Genomic DNA, 24765 nt, shown 5'->3' with positions numbered 1-24765 from the left:
GTCGTCCCGATCGTCTGCGCCGGGCCGAAACTACTTTCTGTCGGGTAAACCTAGGCAGAGTGGGGCGTTCCGTCAAGAGAAGCCACCTTTTCGGTCTTTTCGGTTTTTCCGCGGAGTCGTGCGAGGATCGACGCGGCGGCCCGTCGGGCCCGGAACGGAGGACCGGTGTCACCACGAAAGCCCACCGGCACCATCACGCTCACCGACGTGGCGGCCGCCGCCGGCGTCTCGATCGCCACCGCCTCGAAGGCGCTCAACGGCCGCGACCAGGTGCGCGCCGAGACCCGCCAGCGCGTGCTCGACGCCGCCGAGGCCCTCTCCTTCACCCCGAACCCGTTCGCGCAGGCCCTCAACTCCCGGCGCACGGGCACCATCGGGATGCTCACCAACGACCTCGACAACCGCTTCGTGCTCCCCGTGCTGCTCGGCGCCGAGGACGCGTTCGGCGCCGGGTCGACGTCGGTGCTGCTCTGCGACGCCCGCGGCGACTCGATCCGCGAGCAGCACCACATCAAGAACCTGCTCGCCAAGCGCGTCGACGGGATCGTGGTGCTCGGCCGGACGACGAACCCCCGCCCCTCGATCACGCGCACCATCCCGGTGCCGGTCGTCTACGCCTACGCGCCCTCGGAGGATCCCCGCGACTCCTCCTTCACGCCCGACAACGTGCAGGCCGGCGTCCTCGCCGCCCGCCACCTGATCGAGCGCGGACGGACCAGGATCGCGCTCGTCAACGGCGAGCCGAGCTACACCGCCGCGCACGACCGCGCCGGGGGCGTCGAGCAGGCGCTGACGGAGGCGGGGCTCCCGCTGGTCGGCGGCGGCGTCCTCTTCGGGCAGTGGTCCGAGAGCTGGGGCCGCCAGTGCGCCGAGACGCTGCTGCGCGCGCATCCGGACCTCGACGCGATCATCTGCGCGAGCGACCAGATCGCCCGCGGCACCCTCGACCATCTGCGCGAGACCGGCCGGCGCGTGCCGCAGGACGTCGCCGTCGTCGGCTTCGACAACTGGGACCTCCTCGTCGAGGCCGCCCGCCCCCCGCTCTCGAGCATCGACATGATGCTCGACACGCTCGGCCGCGCCGCCGCGGAGGAGCTCTCGAACGCGATCCACGGCCGCCCGACCACCGGCGTGCAGGCCATGCCCGTCCGCTTCGTGCCGCGGGAGTCCTCCGGCTGACGGCGCCCGCCGCCCGCCCGCCGCGAGTCCTCAGAAGTTGTCGCACTCGACGCCGAGTACGACAACTCCTGCGTTCTCGCGGGCGGGCTCCGCCGAGACGCCACCCTGTGACCCGAGACACCGCCGTCACCGGGGCGTCTCGGTGGTTCGAGCGACGGAGCGGAGCGGCGGAGCGACGGAGCGACGGAGCGGAGCGGCGGAGCGACGGAGGAGCAGGTCGGGCGGGCATCCGAGAGACGCCCGTTAGACGAGCGGAGCGGAGTCGTGGGCGCAGACGTGCGCCGGACCCCTCGGGATTCCGGCGCACGGCCTGGCGGTGATCAGCTGCCGGTGGTCATCCGGGATCAGCTGCCGGTGCGCTCACCGCGGCGTCGGAGGGTGAGGAGCATCAGGCCGCCGCCGACCAGGGCGAGCAGACCGAGCACTCCGGCGGTCGCCGTCGCTGCGGAATCGACTCCGGTCGAGGCCAGGGCCGGTCCGCGGGGTCCGTTCGAGCCGGCGGCGGGAACGATCGCTGCGTGCGAGGGTGCCGGGCGCGGCGCTGTGGTCGCGGTCGGCGTGGGCGTCGCGGTCGGGCTCGCGGTGGCAGTGGGAGTGACGGTCGGCGTGACCGTGGGAGTCACCGTCGGAGTCACGGTCGGCGCCACTGTCGGAGTCACCGTGGGCGTGACCGTCGGCGTGACCGTCGGAGTCACCGTCGGAGTGACCGTGGGGGCGACAGTCGGCGTGACCGTGGGGGTCACCGTCGGCGTGATCGTGGGGGTCACAGTCGGAGTGACACTCGGAGTCACCGTCGGAGTGACAGTCGGGGTCACGGTCGGAGTGACCGTGGGGGTGACAGTCGGAGTCACGGTCGGAGTGACCGTGGGGGTGACAGTCGGAGTCACGGTCGGAGTGACCGTGGGGGCGACGGTCGGGGTCACAGTCGGCGTGACCGTCGGGGTCACCGTCGGCGTGACCGTCGGGGTCACCGTCGGCGTGACCGTCGGCGTGATCGTGGGGGTCACGGTCGGCGTGATCGTGGGGGTCACAGTCGGCGTGACCGTCGGCGTGACCGTGGGCGTCACCGTCGGCGTCACAGTCGGCGTCACAGTCGGCGTCACAGTCGGCGTCACCGTCGGAGTCACAGTCGGCGTCGCAGTCGGAGTCACCGTCGGAGTCACCGTCGGGGTCACCGTGGGCGTGACCGTCGGGGTCACAGTCGGCGTCGCCGTCGGCGACGGTCCACCGTCGGAGGGCTCGCAGCCCGGCTCGGTGAAGTCGTCGGAGTCGAGCGTGACCGCCCCCGTGCGGGCCAGTGCGCGGCCCTCGACGGAGACGCCCGTCGTCACCGTGACCGAGACCGAGGCGAGCACGGAGCCCACGAAGTCCGAGTCGGTGCCCAGAGTCGCGGAGCTGCCGATCTGCCAGTAGACGTTGCAGGCCTGCGCCCCGTTGATCAGGGCCACCGAGCTCGACGACGCCGTCGTCAGCGTCGACGCGGCGCGGATCAGGAAGACCGCCTCGTTGACGCCCTCGGCGTCGAGCGTGAGCGTCCCCGTCACTCCGACCGGTCCGGCCGCGGTGTAGACCCCGGGCTTCAGCGTCCGGCCGCCGATCTCGGCGCCGATCTGCGCGGTCGTCGCCTGCGAGGCGAGCTGTCCGTAGGCGGTGCCCACGTCGGCCTGGGCCTGCGCCGCCTCCGCGTCTCCGCGGTGGATCACTCCGTCCGTCCGCCCGGGCGGGAACCCGGTGACGGCGGTCAGCGGGCTGACCCCGACGTTCTGGTCGAGGACGCTCGACCCCGTGTTCGTCACGGTCGACGCGGCCAGGACCGAGTAGTCCTCCGCCGTGCCGAGGTCGGGAGCAGTGGCCGCCTGCGCCGAGACGCCGGCGAAGAGCGCGGCGCCGACGACGGCGAGGACGACACCCGTCCCGATCGCCCCTCTTCTGCGGTTCTGCCGATGACGGCGGAGCGAGGTGCGAGAGGACACGTGCGGCATGAGGCCAGCGATCTGCCCACGTCAGCGTGAGCTCAATAACCCGAGGTGGGAGGCTCGAACCGTAGGTCGCGCTTCTCGCCCGCGTCTACGCCGCGACCCTGACGGGGGGCAGGATCCGCCGACGGTGTCCTCCGCTCCGCGACACCCCCGCCGCCGGAGTCCTCGCCCCGGTGACGGCGGACCGGAGCCGACCCCGGCCAGCAGCGCCCGGTGCCGGCGGACCGGCGCGGACACGGTCGACCGGAGCCGACGCGGCCTCCGCCGCGGACCTCGTCGGGCGACCCGCGCCGCCGCGCCGTCCGGCACCGCTCAGCCGAGAGCCGCCACCCGCTCGATCACGCCCTCGCCCAGCCGGGCGACGTACCCCTCCGGATCCGGCCCGGCCGGCGCCAGCTGCACGTGGTCGATCCCCAGCGCCGCGTACTCCTCCATCGCGCGGACGAAGCCGTCGGGGTCGCCGATCGGATCGCCGCCCCCCGTGATGGTCTTCGTGATCGTCGCGTAGTCGCGCCCGAGGTCGTCGCAGTGCCGCTTGAGCACGTCCAGCTTGTGCGCCACGTCGTCCGCGCCGGTGCCGAACAGGTTGCAGGCGTCGCCGTACTGCGCGACCAGCCGCAGCGTCTTCTTCTCGCCCCCGCCGCCGATGAGGATCGGCGGGCCGGGCTGCTGGATCGGAGCCGGGTGGTTCAGCGTCTCGGCGAGCCGGTAGTGCGTCCCCTCGAACGGCCCGTCGTCGTCGCTCCACATCTGACGGCAGATCCGCAGCGTCTCCTCGAGCCGCTCGAACCGCTCCTTCAGCGGCGGGTACGGCACGCCGAGCCCGAGGTGCTCGCGCTCGTACCAGGCCGCGCCGATGCCGAGCATCGCGCGCCCGCCCGAGAGCACGTCGAGAGTGGTGACGATCTTCGCGAGCAGTCCCGGGTGGCGGTACGTCACGCCGGTGACGAGGAGCCCGAGCCGCATCTTCTCCGTCCGCCCGGCGACGAAGCCGAGCGAGGTGTATCCCTCGAGCATCGGATCCTCGCTGGTCGCGAAGTGCTCCATCTGGAAGTAGTGGTCCATCAGGGTGAACCAGGCGCAGCCGACGTCCTCGGCCGTCCGCGCGGTCGCTCCGAGGATCGGCGCGATCTGCGCGCTCCCCCCGGGCAGAGTGAAGTTCATGAAGTGAATGCCGAGCTGCACGCGCGTCTCCTGTCGTCCCGGGATGTCCAGGAGCCAGTGTGCGCCGAGCCACCGCTCAACACGCCGACGCGCCCGCCTCTGAGCGGCGTCTCATCCGTTCCGCGGTGTCTCGGCCGATCGCACCCGTCGAGGCGCGGCCGCGCTCACTCGCAGACGCGGAAGCGGTTCCGGTCGAACCCGACGACGTCGCCGACGACGAGCTGGCGCCCGCGGCGCAGATCGACTTCGCCGTTGACGGTCACCATCCCCTCGGCGACCGCCTCCTTGGCCTCGCCGCCCGAGAGGATCCCCGCGAACTTGAGGAACTGGCCCAGGCGGATCGACCCGCCGCCCAGCGGGACGTCGACGGGCTCGGGGACGGCAGCGGCGCCCTTCACGTCTGTGAACGCGCCCGCGAAATGTCGCCGCAGGCCCCCTGGATCAGCGGGTTTCCCACGTAAGTGTCGCCGCAGTTTCCAGCACAACGTGTCGCTCCGAACATGCCCGCGTGATTCCGCGGATCTGAGGCCTCGATGGGGTCATTCGGTGGCCCCTCGCCGCGCAGGAAGTGCCCGGCGGCCATACGAGGTCGGGTTGGCACAGACTTCGGGTTCAGTCTCCACGAAGCCTTCCTCGGCGTCGCGGTCGGCGTCGGAGCTGCCGCCCTGCGCGGCCTGCTCGAACGGGCTGGCTGCCGGAAAAGCCGCAACAAGCGAGGCGTCAGGGCGATGTCGGTGCGGCTGTTTCGCATGCATGCCTGCGGGCGAAGCACTAGAGGGCGTTCTTCGTGGTCGCCAGGTACTCCGGCGTGGCGAGCGCTTGCATGGAGAACCAATGTGTCGCCTCGAGGCTCGCCTCCAGGTGTCGCCAACCGTTCGAGACGAACGAGCTCGTCTGCGCGCCGGTGAACATATAGACGACGGCTCGAGCGGCAGTCGGGATATCGACCTCGGCGCGAAGATTGCCTTCAGCTCGTGCCTGTTCGAGAAACAACGCTATCGCGTCGAGCCAGACTGGATCCGGCAACTTCGCAACGCCGGGGAATTCAGATGAGGCTTGTGCGACGAGACGCAGGCCTGCTTGCGCCGTTGGATCGTGCTGCACTGCTCTCGCGAGGGACCGGGACAGCGTGAGCAGTGAAGCGAGGCCGTCGTCGCCCGACTCCAGAATCGAATCCCGGAGGAGGATGAAGCCCTGGTCCTGGCGGCGGATGATCTCCTCCGCCACCTCGATCTTGCCCCTGCGGAAATGAAAGTAGAAACCACCCTGCGTGACGGATGCTGCTTCTAGGATATCGGCGACGCGAGCGGTCGAGTAGTGCAGGCGCGCAAACACCTTCGCCCCACCGAGAACAATCGCCTCTCGTGTGGCGATCCCGCGTTCCTGTTGTGCCACGCGCACCTCCGACTGATCCCAAAGCCACTCTATCGGCCCATGGTTCAGCGTCTCTGCCGTCTGGTCCCCGTTCGGGAGGGTTCACGCTGAGTAGCCGAACGCCGCGCTGGCGCTCGCACCGTGCTCGGATGTCGAGACCAACCTCACGTCGCGGAGGGTTCGGCCGCCGATGACGACCTCGGCGTTCCTGCGCACGGACGTGCGAGCGGAGAATCAAGCCTGGCCGCCGGACGGAGCGGGCGTCCGAGAGACGGAGGCGCGCCTGAGCCAGAGGTTCGGTACAGCGGAGCGGCTGGTGTCATTGACGGCGTCGATGAGGACTTGCGCCAACTGACCGAACATGACGAGTTCATCGACGGCGTCAAGGCGGGGCGGGGCGGCTGAGTACCCTGCCTGGGATGATGTGACGGAATGGGACGTCTCGAGGTGTCCATCGACGAGGTCCACGCGATCGACGTGGGACGACATCTGGATCGAGTCGCCTGCTGCCGCATGGGTGAGGCCGGGTGCCGCCTCGGCTGCGCCCGGTCGGGCTCGGCTCGGGGCGCACTCCAAGTCGACGTTCAGTCCGCCGATACGAGCCCGCAATGACTTGGTGCTGACGAGCGGTCCGCCGTGATCGGTCGTGATGCCGATGGTGACAGAGCCCACATCAGTCGTCGCCACACGTCCGGCGACGACTGAGAACCCTGTGACATCGAACGGCCCTTCCCACCAAGCGCCGCGATTCGTGTTCTCACACAGGCTGATGGTCTTCAGCGCCAGGCTGATCGCATCGATAGAACTGAGATGCACCTCGCGGGGATCTCCTGCCGCGTCCAGCGACCAGCGGGGCGGATAGATCGCCTGCTTAACCGCCGAAAGTCGGATCCTGTCACCGTCGACGTGTTCGGCCACCTGGCTGACGGTATGCCTGATGTGTCGATGACCCGAACCGAAGTATCGGCCGGACTCCTTGCCGAGTATCTCCTTTAAAGGCCGCCCATCAAAGTGGTGCATCTCGTCCCTTCGGATCTTCTGATCGGTCTGGTGATATGTGCACGCCTGGAAGGTGTCTCGCCGGATTCGATCCCAGGATCTCGAGCGGCGTCATGCACCCGGACCGTGCCTCGGCTGCGAGGGCTGCCGGTACTTCCAGGCAGATCGCAGCCGCAAAGGCTGTTCCAGACCCAGCAGTCAGAACGAACGATGCACGATCGCCGGCGCTGCCTTCCACGGTGACTCGGAGACGAGACTTGATGATGGTGTTCGCGGTCGACGTGAGCATCCGAGGCCGCGTTCGCCGATGTGATGGAAGCCTGAGAGGGCGAACTGGGTGCAGCGAAGACAGCACTCGCAGGAGCGGGAGTAGCAGGAGGAGCTGGCCGCGAGGCAACCCGAGCTCGGCGAACACCTGGATGTCGGTCGCCGCCGTCGTCCTCCGCAGAGCGAACAGGTCGCCGGTGTGCAGTGTCAGGTGAGAGCTCGTCTCAGAGGTCTCAACTGCTCTTCCACCTCTCAGCCTGACCAGCGTCCCGGACCGGAAGCGCCAGCTTCCTGAAGCGAGAACTGCCTGCGACGAAGCTGTGACGCCTGGTGACTTCGAAGTCCTGCCACTCGCGAGGCTCGTCAGGCTGACCTTCTGCGGCTGGTCTATCGTTCGGAGCGCATGCTCGGCGAGCACTTCGGCCAGATACGTGCCGAACCCCGCGCCGGGTACCACGGCGATGCCGCATTCTCGCCAGTGGGCATCCCGTTTCCACGCGTACTCGTGTGTGCGGCCCTCATTCGACAGGTCAGCGTAGGAGACGCAACCTTCCGCGCTGGCCTCCATGAGCGGCTGCGCGGTGGAGGACTATGGTCCGGCTGCGTTGAGCACCCCGCTGACGCCGTCGAGGTGTTGCGTCAGGGAGCTCGCACGCTGCCGGAGGTCGAGCTGCATCCTCGCGACGCCGTACCGGTCAGCCAGCATGTCGAGACTCGCGCCGTCGCGCCCGGCGAGGAGGAACGGCATGCCCCGGCGCCTTGCCTGCATCGCGAGTTCCGCTGCAACCGAGCCCGTGCCGTAGATCAGCCAAGGTGTCACCGGATCGACAGGGATGGTGCTCTCCCGGAGTGCATCGTGCTGGACGCTAGGGGAGGGGCGTTTCTCGCCGGTCGTCGTCGACGCCCGGCGGGGGGACCTGGCGTGCCGCGCGCACGGCGATCGCGCTTCCGAGCAGCACGAAGATCAGAAACGCCGACAGGCCTGCGAGCACGAACGCGTTCGAGTGCGTGGGGTCGACCACGAGGCTGAGCGAGCCCCCCGTGACTGCCAAGAATGCGCCGATCCACACGCAGGGTCGGGCTGCCTGATGGCCCCGCTGCCAGGCTTCATCGGAAGCCATGACCGAGGCTGCTCTGATCCCGACCAGGTTGTTCGGGCCGAGTCGCCCTCGGGCGGCGCATTCGACGGCTGCGACGACGGCAGCAGCAGCGAACACGAGGACGAGCACTCCGAAGACCATGAACCAAACATACACGCACGGTTGTATCTCGTCGTTCGCGCCGTCGGTCGTCGCGCCAATTTTCGCGCCTAGAAACAAAGCACCGTACATGTTTGGTTTGATTCGACGAGTCTGCGAAGTGCAGCTCGCGATGTGGCGCTGGCAACTCGCCTCCGCTCCACTGGTCCACGAGCCCGTCCCTGGCGCTCGAGGCCATCACTCTTGGGGGAACATTGGCTATCAGGATGAAGTCGGCTGTCTCGGTGCTGTGTGCGGCAGCGTTGGTACTCGCGGGGAACCTGCCTGCGGTTGCGGCGCCCTCCGGCGCGAGCCTTGTTGCACAGCACGAGGCGGCGACGACGACGTCGTACACGGACCACGACATCATCAGCTTCCTGGTGCTCGGCTCGGGTCCGGTCTACGAGGACCACAAGGCACTCTCGCCGTATGCGCCGGAAGTGGATAGCGTCACCGTCGAAGCACGAGACGAGATGTACGCCCTGTTCATGGGTGTCGAACCGAACTTCAACGAGCTCGTTACCGTGCCGCTGCAGTCCGGTGATCCTCGTCTCGTCGACGTTGCTCTCGAGAACTTCTCCGAGATCTCCTACGGCGTAGCGGAGGTCATGGGGCTCAACGTGCCCGACAAGGAGGAGTTCGTCTCGGCGCGATCGATCGTCTTCGTCGTCGTCGTGGCTGCTGTCGCCGGAGCGGCCGTGGCGACGGTCGCCGCGGCGGGGAACGTGCGATGGGTCTGGAACACCATCGATTTCTGGGGGACGAGCACTGAGCAGAGCCCGATCTCGCATGAGAAGCGCGCGGCCCAGTTCGCTGCGGCTCTCGGCAAGTAGGTGAGGCTGCCTCCGCGCTCGAGGGAGAGGGGAGTGATCGCGGACAAGGCTGTCTGGTTCTTCGGGGCAGCCTTGGCCGTGCTCGCTGTTTGGATCGGGGCAAGCGTGTACTTCGTGCTCCCGCCCAATGTCCTGTCAAGTGAGTCGGACGTGCACAAGAACCTGCAGCTGGCATTCACAACGGTCTCCCCACAGGGGTGGGGGTTCTTCACGAACGCACCACAGGCGACTGAGATCGCCGCATATGACGCGGAGACGATGGCGTCGTTGATGCTTGCACCTCAAGGGCGGGTGGAGAATCTCTTCGGCCTCAGCAGGGCGCAGCGGGCGCAGGGGCCCGAGCTCGCACAGCTCTCCGAAGCCGTCGGGCAGTGGCACGAGTGTGAAACTGGCCAGACCCGCGAACACTGCCTCGCCGAGGCTAGTTCATTGCAGCCACAGAAGATCACCGTGAACCTCGCTCACCGTACGCTTTGCGGCCCGATCATTCTGACCACAGAGACGTTCACGCCCTTCGAATACCGAGAATTCGATCTCCCCATGCACTCCATCGAGACCTTCACGACCGTGGACGCGGTGTGCTGATGCACGAGCGACCCGGGCCAGCGCTACGGCTCCAGATCGCCTTGCAATCGTTGGAGGTTCGGCAGCGTGCCTTCACGCTCGGCCGCGGCGCTCTGGCGGCCGCCCAGATCTCCATCCTCGTTTTCACGCCGTTCAGCGCACTGATGCAAACGGTCGGAGGAGCCGAACCGGCGCCTTACTGTGCTGGGGCGCGGATCATCTCCGCCTTCTGCATCGGTGGTCCAGAGGTGCCCTCGATCGTGCGGGTCATCGTCATGATTGTTTTGCTGGGCCTCGTGCTCGTCGGGTTCCTGCCGAGGGTGATGGCGTTCGTTCATGCCTGGATCGCCATCTCCATCTCCACCGGAATCTCATTGCCCGATGGCGGCGATTCTGTGGCCGCGATCGTCTCGGTGATCATCATCTTCATCATGGCTGCGGATGATCGGAGATGGGCATGGTCCAAGGAGCGCCGGCCCGTCGGACCAGTCGGTCGAGGTGTTGCACTCGCTGGGATCTATGCCCTGCGACTCCAGGTGACCTTGATCTATCTCAATAGTGCATTTGAGAAGTTCAACGTCGATGACTGGTCCAACGGATCGGCCGAGTACTACATCTCTCGCGGGTACATGTTCGGCGCAAGCGGCCTCATCGCAGGTGTGCTGCACTGGGCGACGTCAGTCCCACTCCTCTTAGCCGTCATCACCTGGGGTGTCATCGTCGCAGAGATCTGCATCGGAATTCTCGTTGTGACCATTGACTTCGGTCGACGGATCGCGTTCATTATGGCGGTCGCATTGCACGTCGGGATCATCCTCAGCATCGGGCTGTGGAGTTTCGGGATCATCATGATCGCAACCGTCGGGATCGCGACGATGAAGCTCGTCCCGTCCTCCGCTTCGCCCGGTTCTGCGAGTGACGAGGACGACTCTCCATCGATCCTCGGAGACGACGATGCCGCTCGGCGATCGGAGGTGTTGTGATGCTGCGATTCCTCCGGTCGGCCAGGCCGCGGCAAAGGCGTGAGGCGCCGAGCACGGGTGGTTGCGTCCGGCGCGCAGTCCGCACGGATCACGCCTACTGGCGCAAGCTCGCCGTTCCGCTCCTCCTGTGCTCGGTGCTGGTCGGATGCAGCCTGAATCTGGCAGAAACTGTTCCGACAGCGGGCACAGACCTGACCGCTGAGGAACTCCGGACCCAAGATCTGATGCTGTGGGCGGTCGAACGGCTGAACGCAGAGGAGGACTTGACCACTGAGGCTGTCGAGTCGAAATCGGACGCGGGTGCGTTCGACTCGGAGTCCACCGCGCATCTGGTCACCATGGTGAATTCGAGCCTTCGGCCTCTGGGCCCATACACGGTGAAGTCCTTCGAACTTCGACCCGCGGGAGCTCTTGCTGTCGTCCGCAATCGGCTTGGCATTCTCCTCGATCTGCAGATCACCGCGAACGCGAACGGAGAGCTCAGAGCGCTCGTCGTGAACGCGGCGGTTGCCACTGCATCACCATCGATTGCATCCTTTGCCGAAGCAGCGGCTCGTCTCGAAGCGCTCGTTCCTGCGTCATCACTGCTCATGCAGGTGACACGCGGGTCGCACACGGAGTCGGTTCACGAGCGGGCGCACGACGTTCTCCGTCCGGTTGGATCGGTGATGAAGCTGTACGTTCTGGCAGCTGTAGTGGAAGCGATCAAAGAAGGGGATCTCTCCTGGGAGGACGTGCTCATTATCGACGATGGGAAGAAGAGTCTCCCAACCGGTCGGCTGCACCTCGAGCCGGACGGAACAGAAATTAGCGTGTTCGAGCTCTCACGTTTGATGATGCAGATCAGCGACAACACAGCAGCCGACGTTCTCATGGACGCTGTCGGAGCCCAGCGGTTGTCGGCCGCGGTGCGCGATCTCGGGCATCACCAACCTGACCTCCTCGAACCGTTCCCGACGACGAGGAAAATGTTCCAGTTGACGCTCGGCGGCGACACGTCGCTCGCGAACGACTGGAACGAGGCATCCAGCGCGGCTCGCCATGGCATTCTTGAGAAGTTGAGCAGTCAGCCGCTGACAGTGGACCCGGCATGGATCGAGCGCGCGCCGTTCTGGCCACGCGACATCGATTGGTTCGCGAACGCTGAAGACGTGGCGAATGCGCACCGGGCGGTCGTGGAGCTGGGACGCGACGATCCGCGCATGTCGCAGATCCTCCGGTCACCCGAGATCGCGTCTTCTTCGCCGTTTGTAGAACGCGGGTTGGTGACACTCTCGGAGAAGATCGGAAGCTCGCCGGGCGTCGTGGCGGTCACGCTGGTTGCCGTGGGGAGCGACGGTGCCGTCTATTCCGTGGTTGCCCTGGGCGTATCCGAACAACCCGGTGACCCACTGGAGCTCTATCGATCGAAGTTCATCGATGTTGCCAGGAGCGCCCTTGACCTATTGATCGAGTGACGCGACATCTCGGATTCTCGACAACCGGTTCGGATCCGTTCAGAGCACGGCGCGGCTGGCGTTCACCTGCTGTTCCGGTGAGGCGGGGTGTCCGATGATGGCATTCCCGCTGAGGAGCGCCGACAATTTCGATGCAAGGAGAGCGCTTCGGCAATTGGCTCACCGGCAAGTGTGGGGAGTGGCCGAGATCGATCCGACGCCGATTGTATTCGGACGCGATCGGAAGCAGTCTGCCGTCATCGATGCTATTGCACGGAACGCTGAACAGTACGGTTCCAGCTGCAGTTCGGTCTTGCCTCGGTGCCCTTGCATCCACCTCGCACTGAGTAGGTCAAATTGGGAAGATCATGACCGGGATTCGCCCCTGTCGGTAGCACACGTCAGACCGCCGGGATGTCGGCGAAGCGCGAGAAGTGGCCGTGGAAGCCCACGGTCACCGTGCGGGTCGGGCCGTTGCGGTGCTTGGCGACGATGAGGTCGGCCTCGCCCGCGCGCGGGTTGTCCTTCTCGTAGGCGCTCTCGCGGTGCAGGAGGATCACCATGTCGGCGTCCTGCTCGATCGAGCCGGACTCGCGGAGGTCCGAGATGGCGGGGAGCTTGTCGGCGCGCTGCTCGGGGCCTCGGTTCAGCTGCGAGAGCGCGATGACCGGCACCTGCAGCTCCTTCGCGAGGAGCTTGAGGGCACGCGAGAACTCCGAGACCTCCTGCTGGCGGCTCTCGACCTTCTTGCCGGAGGTCATCAGCTGCAGGTAGTCGATGACGACCATCTTGAGCCCGACCCGCTGCTTGAGCCGGCGGCACTTCGCCCGGATCTCGACGAGGGTCATGTTGGGCGAGTCGTCGATGTAGAGCGGCGCGTCGTTGATCCGGCCGCGGGTCGAGGCGATGGTCGTCCAGTCGCGCTGGTCGACCGTGCCCTTGCGCATGTGCTGCAGCGGCACGGACGCCTCGGCCGAGAGGAGGCGCATCGCGATCTCGCTGCGCCCCATCTCGAGGGAGAAGAAGATCGTGGCCATGTTGTGCTTGATCGCGGCGGCGCGGGCGAAGTCGAGCGCCAGCGTCGACTTTCCGAGCGCGGGGCGCGCGGCGACGATGATCATCTGCCCGGCGTGGAAGCCGTTGGTCAGGTCGTCGAGGTCGGCGAAGCCGGTGGGGACGCCGGTGAAGCTGCCGTCCTTGTGAGCGGCCGCCTCGATCTCGTCGATCGCGACGGTCACCGCGTCGGTCAGCGGGACGTAGTCCTCCGCCGTCTCGGAGCCGGTGACGTTGTAGATCTCGGCCTGCGCCGTGTTGACCAGGTCGAGCACCTCGCCCTCGCCCTGGTAGCCCATCTGCGCGATGCGGGTGCCCGCCTCGACGAGGCGGCGCAGCAGAGCGCGCTCGGCGACGATGGAGGCGTAGTACCCGGCGTTGGCCGCGGTGGGGACCATCGAGGTGAGCGTGTGCAGGTAGTCGGCGCCGCCGGCCCGCTGCAGCTCGCCCTGCTTCGTGAGCTCGTCGGTGACCGCGATGACGTCGGTCGGCTCGCCGTGCGAGTAGAGGGCGAGGATCGCGTCGAAGACGATCTCGTGCTTGGGGATGTAGAAGTCGGTGCCCTTGACGCTCTCGACGACATCGGCGACCGCGTCCTTCGAGAGCAGCATGCCGCCCAGCGCCGACTGCTCGGCGAGGAGGTCGTGCGGAGGGGTCCGCTCGTTCCCGCGCGACTCGCCGCGGTCTCCGCGACCGTCCCGTCCGTCCGAGCCGGGTACCGCCAGGTGCGCGATCGTCATGCCTTCGCCTCCTCCTGTCGGGTGCTGCGCGTCCGGTCGAGCCGGTGTCGGGATCCGGTCTACCAGCGACCTCCGACAGCGGCGCACGGGCGCCTGCCCGCACCCCTCGCGGGGCGCTGCGCCACCCTACGGACCGGCGCCCGGGGCACGCAAACCGCCCTGTGGAGGGAGCTGTGCAGAACCGAGGGGAAACGCCGGGCCCACTGTGGGCAACATGTGGACAACCCTGTGGGAACAGAGGCTATCGGCAAGTTTTTTCCGACCGCTGACCAGGCATTTCCCGCTTTCCACAGGTGTGTGGGGAAAAGAGTCTCAAGACCACAGTGAAGGTTGGTCCCGCCGGAGGGTGTATGTGGATGGAGCTGTGGAGAACGGGAACGACGAAGGGCGGTGCGAGGGGACTCGGAAGTCCCGTCGCACCGCCCTCCGCGGCGTTCTCGCGGCCTTACTTGGCCGCGACCACCTGCAGCTTCACGGTGGCCTGGATGTCGTCGCGCAGACGCACCACGGCCTCGTGCTCGCCGACGTGCTTGATCGCGTTCGAGATGACGATCTTGCGCTTGTCGAGCTCGCCGAATCCGGCCGCCGCCACCGCGTCCGCGATGTCGGAGGTCTTCACCGAGCCGAACAGGCGGCCGTCCTTGCCGGCCTTGACCGTCAGCTTCACGCGGTTGGCCTCGAGGACCTGCTTGGTGTGCTGGGCCTCTTCGATGGTCTTGTGCTCACGAGCGGCTCGCGCCGACTTGATCTGCTCGACCTGCTTCTCGCCACCGCGGGTCCACGCGACGCCGAAGCCCTGCGGGATGAGGTAGTTGCGGGCGAACCCGTTCTTCACGTCGACGACGTCGCCGGCCGAGCCGAGTCCGTCGACCTCGTGGGTCAGGATGACCTTGGACATACCGTTACCTACCTTCCGCTGCCGGCGTAGGGCAGGAGCGCCATCTCGCGGGCGTTCTTGACGGCACGGGCGATGAGGCGCTGCTCCTGAACGGAGACGCCGGTGATACGACGGGCGCGGATCTTCCCGCGCTCCGAGATGAACTTGCGGAGGGTCGCGACGTCCTTGTAGTCGATGACACCCACGCGGACCGACTTCGCGGGGGCCGCGTTCTTCGCGCCCTTGCCGCGGATCGGCTTGCGGCGGTCGCCGCTGCTCTTTCCAGCCATAGTGGTTTCCTTAGATTCTGGTTCGCCCCTGCCCCGCCGCGAGCGATCGCGGTGCGGGGGAGGCGTGATTCAGGTGAGGAGAGCGTCCGAGCCGGGGCTCAGAACGGCGTCTCGTCGTTGTAGCTGCCCGGCGTGCTCCACACGTCGCCACCGGCGGGAGCGCTCGGCGCCCACGGCTCCTCGGCCTGACCGCCACGGTTGCCGCCGGCGTTGCCGGAGCCTCCCTGACCGCCGCCGCCGAAGCCGCCCTGGCCGCCGCCGATCTGACCGCCGTTGCCCTGGCCGCCGCCGGCCTGGCCGCGTCCGCCTCCACCGGAGGCGCGCGTGACCTGCGCGGTCGCGTAGCGCAGCGAGGGCCCGATCTCGTCGATCTCGAGCTCGATGCTGGTGCGCTTCTCGCCTTCCTTCGTCTCGTAGGAGCGCTGCTTCAGGCGGCCCGTCGCGATGACGCGGCTCCCCTTGGTCAGCGTTCCCGCGACGTTCTCGGCGAACTCGCGCCAGACGGAGGCGCGGAGGAACAGCGCTTCGCCGTCCTTCCAGTCGTTCGCCTGACGGTCGAAGGTGCGCGGCGTGGAGGCGATGGTGAAGTTCGCGACCGCGAGCCCGCCCTGCGTGTAGCGCAGCTCGGGGTCGGCGGTGAGGTTCCCCACCACGGTGATGATCGTCTCGCCGGCCATGAGCGCTACGCCTTGGGAGCGGCCGAGGCCTTGGCGGCCTTGCGGGCGGCCTTCTCGTCGGCGAGCTTCGCGGCGGCCGCGACCTGGGCGATGCCCTCTTCGGCCCGCAGCACCTTGGTGCGCATGACGGCCTCGGACAGCTTCAGCTGACGGTCGAGCTCGTTCGCTGCGGCGGAGGTCGACGTGAAGTCGACGACGGCGTAGATGCCCTCGGACTTCTTGTTGATCTCGTACGCCAGACGACGGCGGCCCCAGACGTCGACCTTGTCGATGGATCCACCATCGGTGCGGATGACGTTGAGGAACTTGTCGAGACTCGGAGCGACGGTGCGCTCATCGATCTCGGGGTCCAGGATGACCATGATCTCGTACTGATGCGTCACTAACCCACCTCCTTCGGACTGAACGGCCACGGTATTTCCGTGACAGGAGGGTATGTAGCATCTGCCCACTCCCGCGGACGCGAGTGCGTCTGGTCGTGGACAACCTGTACAGACTACAACAGGACCGCCGCGACGCGCCGGACGGATCCGCTCGAGGCGCACCACTCCGGGGCCGGGCGAGGCAGGCGCGCAGTCCGTGCCGGCTCAGCGCCTCAGCGCGACGCCCACCACTCGCGGAGCCGCTGCGTCGCGACCTCCTCGCCGAGCGGACCCTCCTCCAGCCGCAGCTCGAGCAGGAACCGGTACGCCTGTCCCACCTCGGGGCCCGGGGCGAGGCCGAGGATCTCCATGATCCGCGTGCCGTCGAGGTCGGGGCGCTTGGAGGCGAGCTCCTCCTTCTCGGCGAGCTCCGCGATGCGCGCCTCGAGGTCGTCGTAGGCGTGCGCGAGCCGGTCGGCCTTGCGGCGGTTGCGCGTGGTCACGTCGGCGCGGGTGAGGATGTGCAGCCGCTCGAGCAGGGGCCCGGCGTCGGTCACGTAGCGGCGCACCGCGGAGTCGGTCCACGCGCCGTCGGTGTACCCGAAGAAGCGCAGGTGCAGCTCGATGAGGCGGGCCACGTCCTTCGTGGTCTGGTTGTCGAACTTCAGCGCGCGCATCCGCCTGATCGCGAGCTTGGAGCCGACCAGGTCGTGGTGGTGGAAGCTCACCACTCCGACCGGCTCGAGCCGACGCGTGGCCGGCTTGCCGATGTCGTGCAGGAGCGCGGCGAGCCGCAGCACGACGTCCGGCGCGGATCCGGGGTGCCGCGACTCCTCCAGCGCGATCGCCTGCTCCAGCACGGTGAGGCTGTGGGTGTAGACGTCCTTGTGGTGGTGGTGCTCGTCCTGCTCCAGGCGCAGCGCGGGCAGCTCCGGGAGGAAGCGACCGGCCAGACCGGTGTCGACCAGCAGCTCCAGGCCGGCGCGGGGCGAGGCGGTCGCGAGGAGCTTCCGCAGCTCCTCCTGCACGCGCTCCGCCGAGACGTCGTCGATCCGGCCGGCGAGCTCGGCCATCGCCCACTCGACCTCGTCGGTGGTGCGGAAGCCGAGCTGCGAGGTGAAGCGCGCGCCGCGGAGCATCCGGAGCGGGTCGTCGCCGAAGGAGAGGTCGGCGGGGGAGGGGGTGCGCAGCCGGCCGGCGAGCAGGTCCTCCACTCCTCCCGAGGGATCGACGAGGACGACCTCCGGGAGCCGCAGCGCCATCGCGTTGACGGTGAAGTCGCGCCGCACCAGGTCGCCCTCGAGCGAGTCGCCGAACTCGACCTCGGGCTTGCGGCTCACCCCGTCGTAGCTGTCGCTGCGGTAGGTCGTGATCTCGACCGTCTCGCCGGCCACGCGGGCGCCGATCGTGCCGAACGCCCGGCCGATGTCCCAGTGCGCCTCGGCGATCGGAGCGACGATCCGCACGATGTCGTCGGGGCGCGCGGAGGTGGTGAAGTCGAGGTCGTGCACGCCGTGGCCGAGGAAGGCGTCGCGGACCGGGCCGCCGACCAGCGCGAGCTCGTGGCCCTGCGCTGCGAACGCCGTCGCCAGCCGCGCCACCGTGGGCGTCCCCGCGAGCGCGCGGAGGGTCTCGAGAGCGGTCTGGACGCTGTGCATTCGCACGATCCTAGTAGCGGGGGGTGTCTCGACGACCGGTGACCGTGCCAGGGGGTTACCGGCCCGACCGGGCGCACAGCGGACGCACCGCCTGCCCCGAGGAGGGCTGCCCGTAGAATCACCCGCATGGAGGCCGAGTGAGTCCGATGCATCGGCGCGACCCCTCCCTCCGCTCCCGCCGCTCGCGGGCGGCCCTCCTCCTGCTCCGCTCGGCAGGGGCCGCCGCCCTCGCGCTCGGCCTGTCCGGCGTGGCCTCCCCCGCCCTCGCGGCCCCGGGATCCGTCGCGACGGCGACCTCGACGCCCGCTCCCGGCACCGTCACCACGACCGCGGGAGCCGGCAGCGACGGCGTCCTGCGGCCCGGCCAGGACCTCGAGCTCTCGATCGCCGTGCGCAACGGCACCACGGAGGCGATCGACAGCGCCGACGTGACGGTCGCCCTCTCCTACGCGACCCTCGACACCCGCGCGGAGCTGCACGACTGGCTCGACGCCGAGGCCGACAACGACACCGACCCGGTCCGGACGACCGCTCAGCTGCGACTGCTGCCCTCCAGCACCGCCGAGGCCGGCCTCACCGTGCCGGTGGACCAGATCCCCTTCTCCAACGACCGCACCGCGCTCGGCACCCACGCCGTCCTCGTCACGGTCACCGGTCCAGGCGGTGTCGTCTCGACCGCCCGCACGGCCGTCGAGCTGACCGACGACGCGGCGGCCCCGGAGCGCGAGACCGGCGTCAGCGTCCTCGTCCCGCTCACCGTGCCGGACACGGCCGACGGCCTGCTCTCGGCCGAGGCCCTCGCCGACTACACCGACGGCACGGGGACCCTCACCCGTCAGCTCGACGCGGTCGCGGGGAAGGGCGTCACGATCGGGGTCGACCCGCGCATCCTCGCCTCGATCCGCGTCCTCGGCAGCGCCGCTCCGGAGTCGGCCCTCGACTGGCTCGACCGGCTGCAGTCCGTGCCGAACGAGCGCTTCGCCCTGCCGTACGCCGACGCCGACGTCTCGGCCCAGGCGCAGGCAGGGCTCTCCACGCTCCTCTCTCCCACCTCCTTCGAGTACGCGATCGACGACACCCGCTTCGCCGCGGTCCCCGGCACCGAGAGCCCGGCGCCGACGGCCGCCGTCGACTCCGATCAGCCGGCCGAGGACCTGCCGGCGCGTCCGAGCACGGAGTCGCTGCTCGCCTCCGACTGGAGCACCTCCCTCGGCAGCGTCGCGTGGCCCGACGAGGGCACCCTCCGGGGATCGGACCTCGGTGTCTACGCGGCCAGCGGCGTGAACCGCACGGTCGTCCCCTCCTCCGGGCTCCTGCTGCCGGAGGAGGTGACCACCACCTCGCGCGCCGCCGTCGGCGACTCGGACCTGGTCGTGGCCGACTCGCGCCTCACCGAGGCGTTCGACGCGGCCGCCACCGCCTCCGACGACACCGAGTGGCGCGCCCGCATGTCCGAGATCGCCACCGATCTCGCCGAGGTGCAGGAGGAGGGGACCGCGCCGGACGTCGTGCTCACCCTCGGCCGCGGGTCCGCGATCGGCGCCGCGCGCCTCTCCGAGACCCTCGACGCGATCGAGTCGCTGCCCTGGGCCCGCGGAGTCGCCCTCTCCACCGCCCTCGCCGTCCCCGCGACCGAGGGCGCGAGCGTCGTCGACTCGCCGGAGTCGGAGTCGCGGCTCGACCGCGTGCGCGCCCTGCTCGACGCCGGCTCCGAGGTCGAGGCGTTCTCCTCCGTGCTGCAGGAGCCGGAGCTGCTGTCGGGCAAGAGCCGCAACGACGTGCTGGCGCTGCTCTCGGTGACCTGGCGCGGAGACGGCAGCGGCTGGGGCGACGCCGTCGGCGCGGCCATGACCGAGGCCGACCGGACGCTCTCGCTGGTGTCGATCGACGCGACCGGCAGCATCCTGCAGGTCTCCCGCGACTCGAGCATCCCCGTGTACGTCCGCAACGAGCTCCCCTGGCCGATCGCCGTGCGGATCCAGGCCTCCACCTCCAACGCCGTCCTCGACATCGACGAGGAGGCGATCGAGACCACGGAGATCGACGCCCGCTCGCAGGGCCGCGTCCTCATCCCCGTGAAGGCCCGGGTCGGCAACGGCGAGACGAGCCTCGGCCTGCAGCTGACCTCGGCGCAGGGCGTCCCCATCGGCACCCCGACGGGAATGACGACCAGCGTCCGCGCCGACTGGGAGACCGTCGGCACCCTGGTCATCGGGATCGCGCTCGTCGTCGTCTTCGGCGCCGGCATCCTCCGCAACATCCGCCGTCGCCGTCGAGGCGACACCCCTGAGGACGAGGAGGACCCGAACGCCGTGCTCGAGGTCCAGCCCGACCTCGACGACCAGCGATCGGACCCGCGTGGCTAGCTTCTCCCTCGGACGCGCGAGCGCCGTCCTCGCCTCCGGCACGATGGTCTCGCGGATCCTCGGCTTCGTCATGTCGATCGTCATGGCGAACACGATCGGAGCCGCTGTCGCGCCGGGCGCGGACGCCTTCACGACGGCGAACCTGCTGCCCAACACGATCTACTCGATCATCGCGGGCGGCGCCCTGAACGCCGTCCTCGTCCCGCAGATCGTGCGGGCGGGCCTCGACGCCGACGGCGGCCGCGGCTACATCAACCGCCTGCTCACCCTGGCGCTCGGCCTGCTCCTGGTGACCACGATCGCCGCCACGGTCCTCGCTCCCCTGCTCGTGCGCCTCTATGCGCCCGGCTACGGGCCGGAGCAGTACCGGCTGGCCGTCGCCTTCGCGTTCTGGTGCCTGCCGCAGGTCTTCTTCTACGGCCTCTTCACCATCCTCGGCGAGGTGCTCAACGCCCGCGGCTCGTTCGGCCCCTTCACCTGGGCGCCCGTGCTCAACAACGTCGTGGTGATCGCCGGGCTCGTCGCCTTCATGGTGCTGTTCGGCGCCGATCCCGAGGGGAACCGTCCGGTCGACTCGTGGTCCCCGGCCATGGTCACCCTCCTCGGCGGGAGCGCGACGCTGGGCATCGTCGTCCAGTCGCTGTTCCTGATGCTCTTCTGGCGGAGGGTCGGCCTCAGCTACCGCCCCGACTTCCGCTTCCGGGGCGTCGGCCTCGGCACGGCCGGACGGATGTCGCTGTGGTCGTTCGCCACGGTGCTGCTGACCATCGTCGCCGGCATCGTCGAGAGCCAGGTCTCCTCCACCGCCTCCGGCGAGGGCCCCTCGGCCGCGGCGCTGCAGAAGGCGTGGCTGATCTTCATGCTGCCCCACTCGGTCATCGCGATCTCGATCGCCATGGCGTACTTCACCAAGATGAGCGGCCACACCGCCCGGGGGGAGATGAAGGAGTTCCGCTCCGACATCTCCACCTCGCTCCGCCTGGTGCTGATGATGCTCGTCTTCGCCGCCGCCGCGATCGTCGTGGTCGCGGTGCCGTTCGGCTCCGTCTTCACCGACTCGTTCGCGGACGCGCAGGCCATCGGAGCGATCGCCATGGCCTATGTGATCGCCCTGCCGCTGTTCTCCTCGATCGCCATCATGCAGCGCGCGTTCTACGCCCTGAGCGACGGAGCGCGGCCGTTCCTGTTCACCCTGGTGCAGGTCGTGGTGGCGGTCGCCGGCTACCTGGTCGTGCTCCGCCTCCCCGCCGACCGCACCGCCGTCGGCATCGCCGCTGCGACCTCGCTCGGCATCTGCGTGCAGGCCCTCGTGGCGGCCCTCCTCCTGCGCCGCCGGCTCGGCGGCCGGGGAGGAAGGCGGATCCTCGTCAGGCTCGCGCAGTTCGTCCTCGCCGCGGTGCCCTCCGCTGCCGCCGGCTACGGCGTCCTGGTCGCCCTCGGCGGGACACGCGCGGGCGGCTTCGCGGTGTCGAACTACGTGGAGCCGCTGCTCTCGATGGTGGCGATCGGCACCGTGATGGCGCTCGTCTACTTCGCGGTCCTCTGGTTCCTCCGGGTGCCGGAGCTGCGCGCCGTCCTCGCTCCGGTGCTCCGCCGACTGGGCCGCTGATTCTGTTCCGGTGAACCCCTGGTCAGAGGTCGTTTCACGGACTCTTGAACCGACAGCACCGTGACGCGAGCCACACTCCCGGGCCCGCGGAATAGCGCCCGCCTAGGATGTGTTGTAGCCCACGGAGCCGCGGAACGATTCGAGCGACCGGCTCCGGGTGCTCGGCTCCCGCCCCACCCGTCACCGCTCGTACAGACCCCGAGGAGTTGCCGTGCGCGACATCGTCATCATCGGATCCGGCCCCGCCGGCTGGACCGCCGCCATCTACGCGGCGCGCGCCGAACTGCACCCGGTGGTCGTGGCCTCGTCGGTCGAGATCGGCGGCGACCTGATGAACACGACGGACGTCGAGAACTTCCCCGGCTTCCCCGACGGCGTCCTCGGTCCTGAGCTGATGACCTCGATGCAGGCCCAGGCCGAGAAGTTCGGCGCAGAGACCTTCTACGACGACGTCACCTCCCTCGATCTCGAGGGCGAGGTCAAGACCGTCCACCTCGGCTCCGGCGAGAGCATCGAGGCGAAGACCGTCGTCGTCGCGACCGGATCCGCCTACCGCAAGCTGGGCCTCCACGACGAGGACCGCCTCTCGGGACACGGTGTCTCATGGTGCGCCACCTGCGACGGGTTCTTCTTCAAGGGGAAGACCATCGCCGTCGTCGGCGGAGGCGACTCCGCGATGGAGGAGGCGACCTTCCTCACCAAGCACGCTGCGAAGGTCTACGTGATCCATCGCAAGGACTCGCTCCGCGCCTCGAAGGTCATGCAGAAGCGCGCCTTCGACAACGAGAGGATCGAGTTCGTCTGGAACGCCGAGGTCACCGGCATCACCGGCGAGAACCACGTCGACGGCGTGAAGCTGCGCGACACGGTCGACGGCACCGAGTCCCACCTCGACCTCGACGGCCTGTTCATCGCGATCGGCAACGACCCGCGCACGCACGTCGTGCACGGCAAGCTCGACCTCACCACCGAGGGCACCATCTCGGTGGTCGGCCGTTCCTCCCAGACCTCCGTTCCCGGCGTCTTCGCCGCCGGCGACGTGATCGACCCGACATACCGTCAGGCCGTCACCGCCGCGGCATCCGGAACGGTCGCCGCCCTCGACGCGGAGCACTACCTCGCTGCGCTCGCCGATGGCACCGCGCACACCGAAGGCTCACCCCGGGCCGAGCTCATCACCCGCTGACCGTCCGGTCATCGCACATCGGAGCCGGCAGCCCGCCGACTCGTGAAGGAGAGAACACCATGTCCACCGCGAAGAGCGTCACCGACGCATCGTTCCAGTCCGACGTCCTCGACTCCGAGAAGACCGTCCTGGTCGACTTCTGGGCCGAGTGGTGCGGCCCGTGCCGCATGGTCGCGCCGATCCTCGACCAGATCTCGGCCGAGCACGGCGACAAGATCGAGATCGTCAAGCTGAACGTCGACGAGAACCCGCAGACCGCCGCGAAGTACCAGATCACGTCGATCCCGGCGATGAAGGTCTACCAGAAGGGCGAGGTCGTGAAGACCGTCATCGGCGCCAAGCCGAAGCCGGCCCTCGAGGCCGACCTGGCCGCGTTCCTCTGAGTCCGCACCCCCTGACCGCTCCGCGCGGTCTCCGAGAGCCCCTGTCACGTCGTGACGGGGGCTCTCCTCGTTCCTCGGCCTGTTTCACGTGAAACAGACCCGTTGAGGCGCAGGCCACGATCCCTGCGGTGGCGCCCGACCGCCCCGCCGCAGCACAGGACCGGCCGGTACTGTGGATCCACCCGGCTCCGGCCGGAGAGACCCCGTCCACTGAGCGAAGCGGAACCATCGTGACCAACCGCGGCACCAACCTCGACCCCTGGTACAACTCCTACGCGGAGCGCACGGCCGGTCTGGCCGCCAGCGAGGTCCGAGCCCTGTTCGCCGTCGCGTCGCGCCCCGAAGTCGTCTCGCTCGCGGGCGGGATGCCGTTCGTGTCCGCGCTCCCCCAGGACCTGATCACCGGTGCCATCGACACCGTGATGAGGGAGCAGGGGCCCGTCGCGCTGCAGTACGGCTCGGGCCAGGGCGTCCCTGTCCTGCGGGAGCAGATCCTCGATGTGATGGCCCTCGAGGGCATCTCCGCCAGCGCGGACGACATCGTGGTCACCACGGGCTCTCAGCACGCGCTGGAACTCGTCTCGAAGCTGTTCCTGGACCCGGGGGACGTCGTCCTCTCCGAGGGCCCCAGCTACGTCACGGCGATGGTCATCTTCCGGTCGTACCAGGCCGAGGTCGAGCACGTCCCGATGGACGAGCACGGGCTCATCCCCGCAGCCCTCCGCGAGCACATCGCTCGCGTGCGCGCCGCCGGCAGGACGATCAAGTTCCTGTACACGATCCCCACCTTCCACAACCCGGCGGGCGTGACCCTCAGCTGGGAGCGCCGCGTCGAGATCCTCGAGATCTGCAAGTCCGAGGGCATCCTCGTGCTCGAGGACAACCCGTACGGCCTCCTCTACTTCGAGGACGTCCCGCCGAAGGCGATGCGCTCGCTGGAGGAGGACGGAGTGATCTACCTCGGCACCTTCTCGAAGACTCTGGCTCCCGGATTCCGCGTGGGCTGGGCTCTCGCCCCGCACGCCATCCGTGAGCGGCTGATCCTCGCGAACGAAGCGGCCGTCCTCAGCCCGTCGTCCTTCAGTCAGCTGGTCATCTCGAAGTACCTCGAGACGGCCGACTGGCGCGGACAGATCGACACCTTCCGCGGCGTCTACCGCGAGCGCAAGGAAGCGATGCTGAAGGGCCTGCAGACCCATCTGCCCGGCCTCAGCTGGACGAACCCGAACGGCGGCTTCTACGTCTGGGTCACGCTGCCCGAGGAGCTCGACTCCAAGGCGATGCTGCCGCGTGCCGTGAAGGAGCTCGTCGCCTACACGCCGGGTACCGCGTTCTACGGCAACGGAGACGGACGCCAGAACATCCGCCTCTCCTTCTGCTACCCGACGCCGGAGCGCATCGGGGACGGGATCCGCCGCCTCGCCACGGTCATCAACGGGGAGCTCGACCTGCTGTCGACCTTCGCGGGCACGGGCCGGCTCAGCAGCGCCGACGCGAGCAAGCGCGACGCCGTCCTGCCTCCCAACGTCTCCTGACACCGCTGATTCG

General features: G+C 68.6%; 23 protein-coding genes. 10 read left to right on the top strand and 13 right to left on the bottom strand.

All coding sequences use genetic code 11. From position 1 onward, the window contains the following. The first annotated feature begins 165 nt into the window (after positions 1-165). Positions 166-1179 (top strand): LacI family DNA-binding transcriptional regulator, encoded by a 1014-nt coding sequence (locus C5D44_RS13075; RefSeq protein ID WP_104281895.1) that lies wholly within the window; start codon positions 166-168, stop codon positions 1177-1179. 344 nt (positions 1180-1523) lie between these two features. On the opposite strand, the gene C5D44_RS18335 is transcribed toward C5D44_RS13075, so the two are convergent. From C5D44_RS18335 to C5D44_RS13040, 7 genes are all read right to left on the bottom strand, one after another. Continuing rightward, positions 1524-3152 carry an ice-binding family protein gene (locus C5D44_RS18335; protein WP_258067980.1) on the bottom strand — a complete coding sequence of 543 codons (1629 nt, stop codon included), beginning with the start codon at positions 3150-3152 and terminating at the stop codon, positions 1524-1526. Positions 3153-3470: 318 nt separating this feature from the next. After that, positions 3471-4343: an LLM class F420-dependent oxidoreductase gene (locus C5D44_RS13065; protein WP_181118507.1), complete on the bottom strand. Its 873-nt coding sequence runs from the start codon at positions 4341-4343 to the stop codon at positions 3471-3473. Between the two features lie 143 nt (positions 4344-4486). Beyond that, positions 4487-4720, bottom strand: coding sequence for an RNA-binding S4 domain-containing protein (locus C5D44_RS13060; RefSeq protein WP_104281893.1), 234 nt, complete (start codon positions 4718-4720; stop codon positions 4487-4489). 373 nt (positions 4721-5093) lie between these two features. Then, positions 5094-5717 (bottom strand): TetR family transcriptional regulator, encoded by a 624-nt coding sequence (locus tag C5D44_RS13055; RefSeq protein ID WP_104266558.1) that lies wholly within the window; start codon positions 5715-5717, stop codon positions 5094-5096. Between the two features lie 213 nt (positions 5718-5930). After that, on the bottom strand, positions 5931-6716 hold the full coding sequence (locus tag C5D44_RS13050) for an AvrD family protein (RefSeq protein ID WP_104281892.1): 786 nt from the start codon (positions 6714-6716) through the stop codon (positions 5931-5933). Positions 6717-7551: 835 nt separating this feature from the next. Beyond that, complete coding sequence (locus tag C5D44_RS13045; protein WP_181118506.1) at positions 7552-7710, bottom strand: hypothetical protein; 159 nt, start codon at positions 7708-7710, stop codon at positions 7552-7554. A 118-nt stretch (positions 7711-7828) separates the two neighbouring features. Continuing rightward, positions 7829-8293 (bottom strand): SdpI family protein, encoded by a 465-nt coding sequence (locus C5D44_RS13040; RefSeq protein ID WP_104281890.1) that lies wholly within the window; start codon positions 8291-8293, stop codon positions 7829-7831. A 134-nt stretch (positions 8294-8427) separates the two neighbouring features. On the opposite strand from C5D44_RS13040, the gene C5D44_RS13035 reads away from it, so the two are divergent. From C5D44_RS13035 to C5D44_RS13020, 4 genes are all read left to right on the top strand, one after another. Then, positions 8428-9033 carry a hypothetical protein gene (locus C5D44_RS13035; protein ID WP_104281889.1) on the top strand — a complete coding sequence of 202 codons (606 nt, stop codon included), beginning with the start codon at positions 8428-8430 and terminating at the stop codon, positions 9031-9033. A 33-nt stretch (positions 9034-9066) separates the two neighbouring features. Continuing rightward, positions 9067-9618, top strand: coding sequence for an SdpA family antimicrobial peptide system protein (locus C5D44_RS13030; protein ID WP_181065488.1), 552 nt, complete (start codon positions 9067-9069; stop codon positions 9616-9618). Continuing rightward, positions 9618-10580, top strand: a complete 963-nt coding sequence (locus C5D44_RS13025; RefSeq protein WP_258067984.1) for a sporulation-delaying protein SdpB family protein — start codon at positions 9618-9620, stop codon at positions 10578-10580. Before C5D44_RS13030 ends, C5D44_RS13025 begins: the two co-directional genes overlap by 1 nt. Positions 10581-10714: 134 nt before the next feature. Next, positions 10715-12037: a serine hydrolase gene (locus tag C5D44_RS13020; RefSeq protein ID WP_181118505.1), complete on the top strand. Its 1323-nt coding sequence runs from the start codon at positions 10715-10717 to the stop codon at positions 12035-12037. A 380-nt stretch (positions 12038-12417) separates the two neighbouring features. Here C5D44_RS13020 and dnaB read toward each other — a convergent pair whose 3' ends face one another. The 6 genes from dnaB to C5D44_RS12990 all read right to left on the bottom strand — a co-directional run bounded on the left by dnaB (position 12418) and on the right by C5D44_RS12990 (position 17673). Further along, positions 12418-13809, bottom strand: coding sequence for a replicative DNA helicase (gene dnaB, locus C5D44_RS13015; RefSeq protein WP_104225797.1), 1392 nt, complete (start codon positions 13807-13809; stop codon positions 12418-12420). A 445-nt stretch (positions 13810-14254) separates the two neighbouring features. Continuing rightward, positions 14255-14707, bottom strand: a complete 453-nt coding sequence (rplI, locus tag C5D44_RS13010) for a 50S ribosomal protein L9 (RefSeq protein ID WP_104275472.1) — start codon at positions 14705-14707, stop codon at positions 14255-14257. A gap of 8 nt (positions 14708-14715) precedes the next feature. Beyond that, positions 14716-14976 (bottom strand): 30S ribosomal protein S18, encoded by a 261-nt coding sequence (rpsR, locus tag C5D44_RS13005; protein ID WP_055784551.1) that lies wholly within the window; start codon positions 14974-14976, stop codon positions 14716-14718. Between the two features lie 98 nt (positions 14977-15074). Continuing rightward, positions 15075-15653 (bottom strand): single-stranded DNA-binding protein, encoded by a 579-nt coding sequence (locus C5D44_RS13000; RefSeq protein ID WP_104222691.1) that lies wholly within the window; start codon positions 15651-15653, stop codon positions 15075-15077. Positions 15654-15658: 5 nt separating this feature from the next. Then, the gene (gene rpsF, locus C5D44_RS12995; RefSeq protein ID WP_068207796.1) at positions 15659-16036 is read right to left on the bottom strand and encodes a 30S ribosomal protein S6; all 378 of its coding nucleotides are present in this window, start codon (positions 16034-16036) and stop codon (positions 15659-15661) included. A 212-nt stretch (positions 16037-16248) separates the two neighbouring features. Continuing rightward, positions 16249-17673, bottom strand: coding sequence for a CCA tRNA nucleotidyltransferase (locus C5D44_RS12990; protein WP_104281886.1), 1425 nt, complete (start codon positions 17671-17673; stop codon positions 16249-16251). 146 nt (positions 17674-17819) lie between these two features. Between C5D44_RS12990 and C5D44_RS12985 the strand changes: the two genes are divergently transcribed. The 5 genes from C5D44_RS12985 to C5D44_RS12965 all read left to right on the top strand — a co-directional run bounded on the left by C5D44_RS12985 (position 17820) and on the right by C5D44_RS12965 (position 24752). Next, positions 17820-20039: a DUF6049 family protein gene (locus C5D44_RS12985; protein ID WP_104281885.1), complete on the top strand. Its 2220-nt coding sequence runs from the start codon at positions 17820-17822 to the stop codon at positions 20037-20039. Further along, positions 20032-21648, top strand: coding sequence for a murein biosynthesis integral membrane protein MurJ (murJ, locus tag C5D44_RS12980; protein WP_258067979.1), 1617 nt, complete (start codon positions 20032-20034; stop codon positions 21646-21648). Before C5D44_RS12985 ends, murJ begins: the two co-directional genes overlap by 8 nt. A gap of 211 nt (positions 21649-21859) precedes the next feature. Then, positions 21860-22834 carry a thioredoxin-disulfide reductase gene (gene trxB / locus C5D44_RS12975; RefSeq protein ID WP_104281884.1) on the top strand — a complete coding sequence of 325 codons (975 nt, stop codon included), beginning with the start codon at positions 21860-21862 and terminating at the stop codon, positions 22832-22834. Between the two features lie 59 nt (positions 22835-22893). Further along, on the top strand, positions 22894-23217 hold the full coding sequence (gene trxA, locus C5D44_RS12970) for a thioredoxin (protein ID WP_104222687.1): 324 nt from the start codon (positions 22894-22896) through the stop codon (positions 23215-23217). A gap of 230 nt (positions 23218-23447) precedes the next feature. Beyond that, positions 23448-24752 (top strand): PLP-dependent aminotransferase family protein, encoded by a 1305-nt coding sequence (locus C5D44_RS12965; RefSeq protein WP_104281883.1) that lies wholly within the window; start codon positions 23448-23450, stop codon positions 24750-24752. Positions 24753-24765: the final 13 nt, after the last annotated feature.

It is taken from the genome of Rathayibacter sp. AY1B5 (assembly GCF_002932795.1).
Classification (GTDB): Bacteria; Actinomycetota; Actinomycetes; order Actinomycetales; family Microbacteriaceae; genus Rathayibacter.
The sequence above is the reverse complement of the archived record's forward strand: the minus strand, read 5'-3'. Positions and strand labels throughout refer to the sequence as shown.

What these genes read in the sequence shown, in the direction of transcription:
- C5D44_RS13050 (WP_104281892.1), bottom strand. Translation starts at nt 6,716, where the DNA reads ATGCACCACTTTGATGGGCGGCCTTTAAAGGAGATACTCGGCAAGGAG.
- C5D44_RS13045 (WP_181118506.1), bottom strand. Translation starts at nt 7,710, where the DNA reads ATGCCGTTCCTCCTCGCCGGGCGCGACGGCGCGAGTCTCGACATGCTG.
- C5D44_RS13040 (WP_104281890.1), bottom strand. Translation starts at nt 8,293, where the DNA reads ATGTACGGTGCTTTGTTTCTAGGCGCGAAAATTGGCGCGACGACCGAC.
- C5D44_RS13035 (WP_104281889.1), top strand. Translation starts at nt 8,428, where the DNA reads ATGAAGTCGGCTGTCTCGGTGCTGTGTGCGGCAGCGTTGGTACTCGCG.
- C5D44_RS13025 (WP_258067984.1), top strand. Translation starts at nt 9,618, where the DNA reads ATGCACGAGCGACCCGGGCCAGCGCTACGGCTCCAGATCGCCTTGCAA.
- dnaB (WP_104225797.1), bottom strand. Translation starts at nt 13,809, where the DNA reads ATGACGATCGCGCACCTGGCGGTACCCGGCTCGGACGGACGGGACGGT.
- rplI (WP_104275472.1), bottom strand. Translation starts at nt 14,707, where the DNA reads ATGTCCAAGGTCATCCTGACCCACGAGGTCGACGGACTCGGCTCGGCC.
- rpsR (WP_055784551.1), bottom strand. Translation starts at nt 14,976, where the DNA reads ATGGCTGGAAAGAGCAGCGGCGACCGCCGCAAGCCGATCCGCGGCAAG.
- C5D44_RS13000 (WP_104222691.1), bottom strand. Translation starts at nt 15,653, where the DNA reads ATGGCCGGCGAGACGATCATCACCGTGGTGGGGAACCTCACCGCCGAC.
- C5D44_RS12990 (WP_104281886.1), bottom strand. Translation starts at nt 17,673, where the DNA reads ATGCACAGCGTCCAGACCGCTCTCGAGACCCTCCGCGCGCTCGCGGGG.
- C5D44_RS12985 (WP_104281885.1), top strand. Translation starts at nt 17,820, where the DNA reads ATGCATCGGCGCGACCCCTCCCTCCGCTCCCGCCGCTCGCGGGCGGCC.
- trxA (WP_104222687.1), top strand. Translation starts at nt 22,894, where the DNA reads ATGTCCACCGCGAAGAGCGTCACCGACGCATCGTTCCAGTCCGACGTC.